The organism is Streptococcus sp. HMSC068F04 (assembly GCF_001837455.1).
GTDB lineage: Bacteria > Bacillota > Bacilli > Lactobacillales > Streptococcaceae > Streptococcus > Streptococcus salivarius_D.
The window spans coordinates 1-1,943 of the sequence record NZ_KV832516.1; the positions used below are offsets into that span (position 1 = coordinate 1).

A 1,943-nucleotide genomic window follows, 5' to 3' on the forward strand; every position below is an offset into this window, starting at 1 on the left:
CTGTATTGCACAGGACTAAGTCCTTTTCTACCATTTGTCAAGTATATCAAGGTATTTGCCGAAAAATAGTTTGACTTCCATAGTCAAACTAAGGAAATTGTCTTTTTTAACTATAATTCAGTGTAAAAAGTGTACACTAAACCAACACCTTATCTGATGATTTTTTTGATAAGGCGTTACAACAATATGGCATAAACAATTTTACCGATTTTGGATAGAAGTATAATCATAAAGTTTGTTATGCGTTATGAGGTAATACATTGTTCTAATGAGACGATGTATAGAGGCAATCGTGTGTGGTTTGGTTGAAGTCACTTGCGATTGTCTTTTCCGTTTCTCATAGAAGTCTGCGATATGACAAAGATTGGTGTGGCTAGCTGAAGCTATGTTATGAATGCACTTAAAGAGAATATTTCTGGTATAGGGATTCCCACGTTTGGTAATATGTCCTTGGCTAGAAAGTTTCAGTTTTATCTTAATACGTTTGTTGTTGTAATAATCAATATGGTCTACAATAGCTTGTTTCAAGTTCGGTGACGTTGAAAGATTATAAGCAATAATTTCACTGTTGAAACCATCTAAAACTGGTGATAAATAAAGCTTTTGAGTGCTTGCTGGGATGGCAAATCCTGTCACGTCCGTATAGCACTTTGCCATTGGTTTTGAAGCTTCAAACTGGCGTTGAATCAAGGTTATCGGCTTTCTTACCAATATCTCCTTTGTGAGAAGAATACTTGCGTTTACAGCAAATTCTAGCCATTAAACCAAGTACGCTCATCAACCGCTGCACCTCTTATGATTGACCCCAAAAACACGATTTCGTAATTTAAAAGTCATTCGACGATGGCCGTAATTTCCTTTATGCTCAGTAAAAATAGCTTGAATTTCAGCTTTAACATCATAATCCTTATCGCTTTGATCTAGCTAATTTAAGTGGTAATAATAAGTTGAACGGGCAAGCTTAATAATCTTTAGAAGCATGTCTAAAGAAAACTCAGTTACCAATCCTCGGACAATTTCCGTTTTTCTTCCCTCAATCGGAGTACTCTCATTTTTTAGAACCGCATTTTCTGCTTTAATTCAGGAGAATAGTAACAATTCTTTCCTTTTTTGGCGATTTCTATTCCGTAGCGATCAATCAATTTAATCAGGTACTTAAGATTAGAAATATTTATCCCAAATTGATTTAAAAGTCGCTTAAAGCTTTCCCCCTTGCTTTCTCAGTTCATAGATAAGAACTTTATCCTCATAATTTCATAATAAAAACACCCCAAGAGTTAGATTTTTTCTGTCTAACTTCTGGGGTGCAGGTCATATCACCAGCGGTTTGTTCTTCGACTGAATGTCTATGCTAACGACCAAGGCCTAACAAATTGTTTTCCTTCAGCACTACCTTTGCTAGCTGGTCTTATCGAGACTACTTTCTTTTATTCTTCTCACCCGTAAACGAATCATAATCCTCACAAAGACTGAGCTGCTATCACGTCTTCTTATTATTGATTACGAATAAATTCTTCAATTTGCTCCTGATCCCGAACCACCGTATCAACATAAAAAATTTGACACCAAAATTTGCGATTCCCATATTTATACCTGAAATTAGCATATCACTCGAATATTATTAAGCTACTCTTTTTACGTATCCCATAAAAGAGGAAATGCCTAGTTTTGCTGGTATACTGACCTACATATAAGTATGGTTTGGGCAAGAGCCCACTTCGTATATTTCTACACCGTATTGCCAATATAATAAACGTAAGATTCGAGCTATACTTGCTTTGAACTTACCATAAATTATTTGACGTTTATATTGAGATGCAAGGGAACACGATACTCACTATTTCATTAGCAACCTTTTTTGATACATCTCTAAAAACCCTTTAACCCCACCACCAGAGCTATTAGTTTTCTAGAGCTTGAATTGTCAAATTAAGTGCATACTT

At 35.5% G+C, this 1,943-nt stretch carries 2 pseudogenes; both read right to left on the reverse strand.

Features of this window, described 5'->3' with window-relative positions:
• Positions 1-201: 201 nt before the first annotated feature.
• Positions 202-1,233 (reverse strand): annotated as a pseudogene (locus HMPREF2571_RS10575) (IS3 family transposase).
• A gap of 184 nt (positions 1,234-1,417) precedes the next feature.
• Positions 1,418-1,819: pseudogene (tnpA, locus tag HMPREF2571_RS10865) on the reverse strand (IS200/IS605 family transposase); the annotation flags it as partial.
• Positions 1,820-1,943 lie beyond the last annotated feature (124 nt).